Below are 6,423 nucleotides of genomic sequence, written 5' to 3' on the forward strand. Positions count from 1 at the left end.
CTGGAACGTAGATCAACAGAGTGGCAAAATCAACAATAAGCTTTAACATAGCCTTAAAAATAAATATTTCCACAAAAATGGGCATCCTATTTGGTGAGGTGATGACGATGGCGAAAATGAAAAAAAATCCTTCTAAAGCAGGAGTAAGCGCTGCAAGTGTGAAGGGCAATGGCGGGCCAGGTAATGAAGAGGCTCATCTTGATAAAAAAAACAGCCAGAACAATCAATATAAGCGATAAAGGAAACAGGCTGATGAGTTCAGCCTGTTTTCTACTTTTGCATAAAAATTCCTTTTTGAGAGACTATATAGTCGTAAAGATTACATGAATTAGGAGGGTTATTATGCAGCAACAAAATATGAATATGCCCAACATGAACATGCAAAATCAGCAAACAACCATGCAACAGCCTCCCGGGGTCGTATCCACAAAGGATGCACTTTATTTAACCGACATGATGTCCTGGAACTTGCTGTCTGCTAAGAAAGCACACTTTTTCGCCGGGCAATGTCAAGACCCTGAAATAAAGGCAGAGGCTGAAAAAGTTTGCCAAATGCATCAGCGCCACTATCAACAACTGCTAGGTCACCTAGGACAGCACGCCAATCAACAGCAGCCCTTAAATAATATGCAATAACAAAAAAAGGAGGATGCATTTTTAATGAACCAACAGCAGAAGATTCAAAATCCTGAAACCCAAGTATCTAAAACGCCGCAAATGAATGACCGCGATTTTATCAATGATTTACTGACTACGGAAAAATATATGACAAGTTCGTACAGCATGGCTCTACATGAAGCAAGTCACGAAGGTTTATATCAGGACATTATGAAGATCTTTTCCGAAACTCAAAACTGTCAGCGCGAACTATATGATTTGATGTTTAAAAAGGGCTGGTATTCCATCGAAGCTGAGGATCAGCAAAAGCTGCAGCAGTCCTATCAGCAGTTTCAAGGATATACGAACCAGTTACCAAGTGGCGGCACCCTTCAATAATGGCAAAAACCGGAGGCATCTCTGCCTCCGGTTTTTGTATGTAGTTTATTTTTGAGATGAGCGATGCTGTTCATTCATGATTTTAATTTCGTTAATAAGCTGTTTCATTTCTTCTTTCGCTTCAGGATAGAGCCCATTCCAATGCTTAGCTAACGCTGGCATTGACTTGGCGATATGGGTGTAAAGTGCCCACATCTTCACTTTTTCCATTGTTTCATCGGTGGCTTCTCCCACCAATAGTTCACTATATTTTTCAAGCAAAGCTTCGAACTGCTTCACAAATGCTTTCTCCATCCTGACACCTTCCGTCCTTAGAAATATAGGTACATGGGCAGGTTTTACAGCGTTTCCCTGCTGGGAGCTGATAAGTAAAACAACAAGTCTTTCTTACTCTAACCTCTGTATCCCATTCTTTCAAGTAAGTCTTTCCAACAAAGTATTTTTGCAGTGGATTTAAGTCGTAGCGGCCAAATAACGGACCAGCGGCTTCTAAAATTAAAAAGCGGAAATCGGCTGCAATATGATCATTTGGATATTCTTTTAATTCAGTTTCATAGAGCCAAAATAAGTAGACAGCGATATTCTCCCACAGGATTAACTTCGATATTCCGACGGTTTTTTCAAGATGTGTGATCAGTGGATAAATATTGTTCGCAAACAGATCTTTAAAAACGCTGGCCCGCCATTCCGAGCGTTCGGTTCCATCCCATTCCTGCCCGGTAACATCCTTTAATGAAATCCCAGGCAGCCACTCTTTCCCCTGTTCGGGTGATTCCATTTTTACATTATCCAACGATACATTTAGCTTTTTATTCCAAGCCGTCATCGCATATAGCGATATCACGGCTATAAAGGAATACCGTTTAATAAAAATGGAAGCAGCTATCTTTTCAGACGGAGCCTCAATGGCAGCGCATAGATTTTTCAAAAAGTCCTTAAGGAATGATTCATCCAAGAGATTTGCAACTTCGAATGAATGCTCTAAATGAGGATTAAATCGGTATTTCTCCATTTTTTTTTCCGCGAATAGTTTATCCATTCATCGCTACCGCCTTCTCAAGGATACATCTGCCCTTTCCATAAGGAATGCAGAGCGGGGTCCCAAATAACGGGTCCATCGTTACCTCACAGTCCATGCCAAACACATTTTTGACTAGACTGCAGTTGATTACATGTTCTGGTTTCCCTTGGTCATACACCTTTTGATCCTTGATGGCAACCACATTATGAGCATAACGGCATGCTAGGTTGAGGTCGTGAAGCACCATGACAACGGTCCGTTTTTTCTTTTCATTTAGTTCAAACAGCAAATCGAGGATTTCGATTTGATGGGTCATATCCAGGTAGGTAGTCGGTTCGTCAAGGAGGATGATATCCGTATCCTGGGCCAATGTCATTGCAATCCAGGCACGCTGTCTTTGCCCGCCAGAAAGTGAATCAACTGTTCTTTCTTTCAGGTCCTCTAAACGTGTGGCCTTAAGGGCGTCATTGACCTTTTTCTCATCTTCCTCTGACCATTGTTTTAACCAGGTTTGGTGTGGATAACGTCCTTGTTTGACAAGCTGCAGAACGGTTAATCCTTCAGGTGCAGCTGGCGACTGTGGTAAAATCGCCATCTTTTTCGCAATGTCCTTCGTGGATAATTTGGCAATCGCCTTCCCTTCAAGCAAAACAGCGCCTGACTTTGGCTTTAACAGACGGGCGATAGAACGAAGCAGAGTTGATTTTCCGCATCCATTTCCGCCAATAAACACAGTAATCTCACCTTTTGGAATCTTCAAATCTAACTCATCAATAATGAGAGTCTCCCCATATGATAGTGATAAATTCTTCGTTTCAATCGCATTCATCATCTGACAGCTCCTTTTCGACTTTTTGCTTGCTTATTGTCTAGCTCCAGCGTCCAACGACTAGTGTACTTCGCACACCTCAATTCGATAAGTCAACATCGAATCGACTATAGCTCCGTGTTTCCTTTATCTCGTTCTGCGTGCCCCAGTATATACGTCGCTAAACGGGCGCTTCCGCTTTTCTAGGAATTTCGTGCTTTAAATAATAAGTAGATAAAATACGGTGCCCCGATGCCGGCAGTGAACACACCCGCCGGCACTTCTAATGGAGAAAACAGCGTTCTGCCGATGAGGTCGGCTACCATGACAAGAATTCCACCAATCAGGGCACTCGCAGGCAGTAATGCACCAAATGAGGAACCAACTAACCTTCTTGCCATATGCGGTGCCATTAAGCCGACAAAGCCGATGCCTCCGGCAAAAGCAACCGAGCCTCCAATTAAGGCGGTGCTAATCATTAATAATAGAAACCGTTGTTTTTGAACCTTGCCGCCTAATCCGGTCGCAACCTCATCACCGAGCTCTTGAATATTAATCGTTCGGGCCAACGCAAGAGCAATAATCATGAAAATAACGGTCCATGGGACAAGAATCGCTACATTACTCCAATTGGATCCGTATACGGTTCCGGTAATCCAGATATTGGCTTGACTGGCCTGATAAATCGGGCCCATTACCATTGTTAAAGTGGTGATTGCTTGCATTAAGGTGGAGATCCCAATCCCAATCAACACCAGCCTGATCGGAGAAACACCATTTTTCCAAGCAAGGAAATAAACTAAAAAGGCAACAACAGCTGCTCCCAAAAAGGCAGCTAATGGCAGCCAAGCGATACTGACTGTTAATGAATGGTTTTTATCACTAAAAATGGCTAAAAAACTAACAACGGCAGCAGCCGCTCCGCCAGTAATCCCTAAGACATCTGGGGAAGCAAGTGGATTGCGGATCATGCCTTGTAAAATACCGCCGGCAAGGGCTAAAGAAATTCCCACCATTAAGGCGACAATAATTCTCGGGAGACGAAAGGATGTAATAACAAGTTTCTCCATCTCTGGACCGCCGCCGAATAATACTTTTACCACAGTAAACGGATTAATTTTCAACTCACCACTCCCTGTACTAACCACAAAAACAAGAAAAGTAACAACGAGTAGGATGGTGAAGGTGATGGTAGCTTTTCGATCCAATAAAAAGGACAATCGTCCATTAAAAAGGCGGAAATTTTTATATTTACTCATCGTCCATTGAACCCCCTTCTTGCGATGTAAATAAAGAATGGAGTTCCAATGATGGCAGTCATGACACCAACAGGCACCTCAGACGGCATGAAAATATATCGTGCGGCGATATCTGCTGCGATTAATAGAATCGCACCTAACACACCTGAAAATGGGATGACCCAGCGATGGTCAATACCTACAATCGATCTAGTTATATGAGGGACAACAATGCCGACAAAACCAATCGGACCAGCGACAGCGACAGAACCACCCGCTAATAAAATAACAATGACACCAATCGCGATCTTGATAAGTCCGGTGTTTAACCCAAGCCCTTTCGCAACATCTTCCCCCATGGACAAGATATTCATTTTACCAGCAATTAAAACGGCACCTACCCAGCCTATCCCAATATAAGGTAAAACCGACACAAGTGTCTCTAATTTTCTGCCTTGGACAGAGCCTGCCAGCCAAAACAAAACCTGATCAAGCATGACCTCATCCAACACTAGCAATCCTTGGGTAAAGGAGGAAAACATGGCGGACATCGCTGCCCCTGCTAATGTTAGTTTCATTGGTGTTAACCCCTCACGGCCAAAAGAACCGATGGCGTAAACACTAATCGCTGCAACGGCAGCACCGATAAAAGCAAGAACGCTAAACGCTTGTAAACTATTCACTGAAAACACAGTCATGGCTACCACAACTGCAAATCCTCCACCGGCGTTGATCCCAAAAATCCCCGGTGATGCAAGCGGATTCTTTGTTAAGGTTTGCATCAGAACACCGGCAATGGCCAAGCTTGCCCCAACGGCTGAAGCGATTAATGCTCTTGGCAGCCTTACGGTTTGAATAATAATATGTTCATTCGATCCGTTATTTTTAGTAAATGCATCAATTGCAGTTTGCCAGCTGGTATCGGTGTAACCATAAATGACACTAGCACACATGAATACTACCATCACCAAGATAGCAATTAGTAAACCCATCCATTTTAATGGAGTACTTTTTAAGAGCATGTCATAGAAACCTTTCTACCTTCTTAATAGTTTTATTTAAATTAAGTCTATCTCCAATTGATAATTATTGTCAATGACTTTGAAAATCATTTTCAATTAAAACGTTGACATATTGGTACTTGTCATTTTATGATTAAGGTGTCATTGAAAATGATTATCATTAACAATTAGCTAAGGGGGCTACATAAGCAATGAAGGCAATCAAGACAATACTTACTCTTTTCTCTGTCATGACCATTTTCTTGTTAGCTGCGTGCGGCAGCAATGAAGAAAAATCTGGTGGTGAAACGAAAACTACCGCAGAAAACTCTTATACGGTAGAGCATGCAATGGGATCTACTACCATTAAAGGTACTCCTAAAAAGGTCGTTATTCTTACCAATGAAGGAACAGAAGCGCTTCTAGCTTTAGGGGTTAAACCAGTGGGTGCTGTCCAATCCTGGCTTGGAGATCCATGGTACGATCATATTAAAAATGATATGGACGGCGTAGAAGTCGTTGGGGTTGAAGGTGAAGTAAATGTAGAGAAAATTGCTTCGCTAAAACCTGATTTGATTATTGGGAATAAGCTGCGTCAAGAAAAGGTGTATGACCAGTTAAGTGCCATTGCTCCAACCGTTTTTTCCGAAACACTTAGAGGAGATTGGCAAGAAAACTTTAAATTATATGCAAAAGCGTTGAACCTTGAAGAAAAAGGCAATAAAGTTTTAAGTGATTTTGATCAACATGTAGCAGATGTAAAAGGAAAACTGGGTGATAAAGTAAATCAAGAGGTTTCCTTTGTTCGCTTTATGGCTGGTAAGTCTCGTATTTATTACACGGATTCTTTCTCTGGTGTTATTTTTGATAAATTAGGCTTCAAACGTGCAGCCCAGCAGGAAGCACTTTTCACTCCTGACAATAAGCTTGGTTTACTCGCTGTTGAGGTTGGTAAAGAAGTCATTCCAAAAATGGATGGAGATCTTCTATTCTACTTCACCTATGCTCCACAAGGTGATCAAGCAGCCTTGGATACGGCAAAAGAATGGACAAATGATCCACTATGGAAAAACTTAAATGCGGTTAAGAGCGGCCATGCGTATGAAGTAAGTGACGCAACATGGAACACTGCTGGCGGTGTTCTGGCAGCAAACATCATGCTCGATGACATTGAGAAAATCTTACTTAAGTAATAAGCAATTTTATCATTGTTGTTAAAAACCTTCCCATATATAGAGAAGAAAAGAGCAAGGCTTGCCATGGCCTTGCTCTTTTCGTTTAGGTTATTTTTTTTGGGGTTCAGCCGGATTTCTGGGGGGGTTCCGCCAATCGGGGTGGGAATTCCGCCGATTGTTTGAG

Annotated in this window: 9 protein-coding genes; 4 read left to right on the plus strand and 5 right to left on the minus strand. The window is 42.2% G+C overall.

The features are described from left to right. Window positions 1–107 precede the first annotated feature (107 nt). The 3 genes from V7137_RS21455 (at window position 108) to V7137_RS21465 (ending at window position 996) form a co-directional block, all read left to right on the plus strand. Window positions 108–239, plus strand: coding sequence for a YuzL family protein (locus V7137_RS21455; protein ID WP_149871499.1), 132 nt, complete (start codon window positions 108–110; stop codon window positions 237–239). Window positions 240–342: 103 nt separating this feature from the next. After that, the gene (locus V7137_RS21460; RefSeq protein WP_335699951.1) at window positions 343–636 is read left to right on the plus strand and encodes a hypothetical protein; all 294 of its coding nucleotides are present in this window, start codon (window positions 343–345) and stop codon (window positions 634–636) included. A 24-nt stretch (window positions 637–660) separates the two neighbouring features. Beyond that, window positions 661–996, plus strand: coding sequence for a spore coat protein (locus tag V7137_RS21465; protein WP_335699952.1), 336 nt, complete (start codon window positions 661–663; stop codon window positions 994–996). 45 nt (window positions 997–1,041) lie between these two features. Here the strand turns inward: V7137_RS21465 and V7137_RS21470 are convergent, their stop codons facing one another. The 5 genes from V7137_RS21470 to V7137_RS21490 all read right to left on the minus strand — a co-directional run bounded on the left by V7137_RS21470 (window position 1,042) and on the right by V7137_RS21490 (window position 5,085). After that, on the minus strand, window positions 1,042–1,290 hold the full coding sequence (locus V7137_RS21470; protein WP_335699953.1) for a DUF2573 family protein: 249 nt from the start codon (window positions 1,288–1,290) through the stop codon (window positions 1,042–1,044). Then, window positions 1,250–2,035: a siderophore-iron reductase FhuF gene (gene fhuF / locus V7137_RS21475; protein WP_335699954.1), complete on the minus strand. Its 786-nt coding sequence runs from the start codon at window positions 2,033–2,035 to the stop codon at window positions 1,250–1,252. Before fhuF ends, V7137_RS21470 begins: the two co-directional genes overlap by 41 nt. Next, on the minus strand, window positions 2,028–2,846 hold the full coding sequence (locus tag V7137_RS21480; RefSeq protein ID WP_335699956.1) for an ABC transporter ATP-binding protein: 819 nt from the start codon (window positions 2,844–2,846) through the stop codon (window positions 2,028–2,030). Before V7137_RS21480 ends, fhuF begins: the two co-directional genes overlap by 8 nt. Window positions 2,847–3,028: 182 nt before the next feature. Further along, window positions 3,029–4,084: a FecCD family ABC transporter permease gene (locus V7137_RS21485; RefSeq protein ID WP_335699955.1), complete on the minus strand. Its 1,056-nt coding sequence runs from the start codon at window positions 4,082–4,084 to the stop codon at window positions 3,029–3,031. Further along, complete coding sequence (locus V7137_RS21490) at window positions 4,081–5,085, minus strand: FecCD family ABC transporter permease (RefSeq protein WP_218347687.1); 1,005 nt, start codon at window positions 5,083–5,085, stop codon at window positions 4,081–4,083. The genes V7137_RS21485 and V7137_RS21490 overlap by 4 nt, the downstream gene beginning before the upstream one ends. Window positions 5,086–5,276: 191 nt before the next feature. Here V7137_RS21490 and V7137_RS21495 point away from each other — a divergent pair, with 191 nt between their 5' ends. Beyond that, window positions 5,277–6,257 carry an ABC transporter substrate-binding protein gene (locus tag V7137_RS21495; RefSeq protein WP_218347686.1) on the plus strand — a complete coding sequence of 327 codons (981 nt, stop codon included), beginning with the start codon at window positions 5,277–5,279 and terminating at the stop codon, window positions 6,255–6,257. The last annotated feature ends 166 nt before the right edge of the window (window positions 6,258–6,423 follow it).

The organism is Neobacillus drentensis (genome assembly GCF_036962765.1).
Classification (GTDB): Bacteria; Bacillota; Bacilli; order Bacillales; family Cytobacillaceae; genus Neobacillus; species Neobacillus drentensis_C.

Coding starts and splice junctions, on each gene's coding strand:
- V7137_RS21480 (WP_335699956.1), bottom strand. CDS start 2,846: ATGAATGCGATTGAAACGAAGAATTTATCACTATCATATGGGGAGACT.
- V7137_RS21460 (WP_335699951.1), top strand. CDS start 343: ATGCAGCAACAAAATATGAATATGCCCAACATGAACATGCAAAATCAG.
- V7137_RS21465 (WP_335699952.1), top strand. CDS start 661: ATGAACCAACAGCAGAAGATTCAAAATCCTGAAACCCAAGTATCTAAA.
- fhuF (WP_335699954.1), bottom strand. CDS start 2,035: ATGGATAAACTATTCGCGGAAAAAAAAATGGAGAAATACCGATTTAAT.
- V7137_RS21495 (WP_218347686.1), top strand. CDS start 5,277: ATGAAGGCAATCAAGACAATACTTACTCTTTTCTCTGTCATGACCATT.
- V7137_RS21490 (WP_218347687.1), bottom strand. CDS start 5,085: ATGCTCTTAAAAAGTACTCCATTAAAATGGATGGGTTTACTAATTGCT.
- V7137_RS21485 (WP_335699955.1), bottom strand. CDS start 4,084: ATGAGTAAATATAAAAATTTCCGCCTTTTTAATGGACGATTGTCCTTT.
- V7137_RS21470 (WP_335699953.1), bottom strand. CDS start 1,290: ATGGAGAAAGCATTTGTGAAGCAGTTCGAAGCTTTGCTTGAAAAATAT.
- V7137_RS21455 (WP_149871499.1), top strand. CDS start 108: ATGGCGAAAATGAAAAAAAATCCTTCTAAAGCAGGAGTAAGCGCTGCA.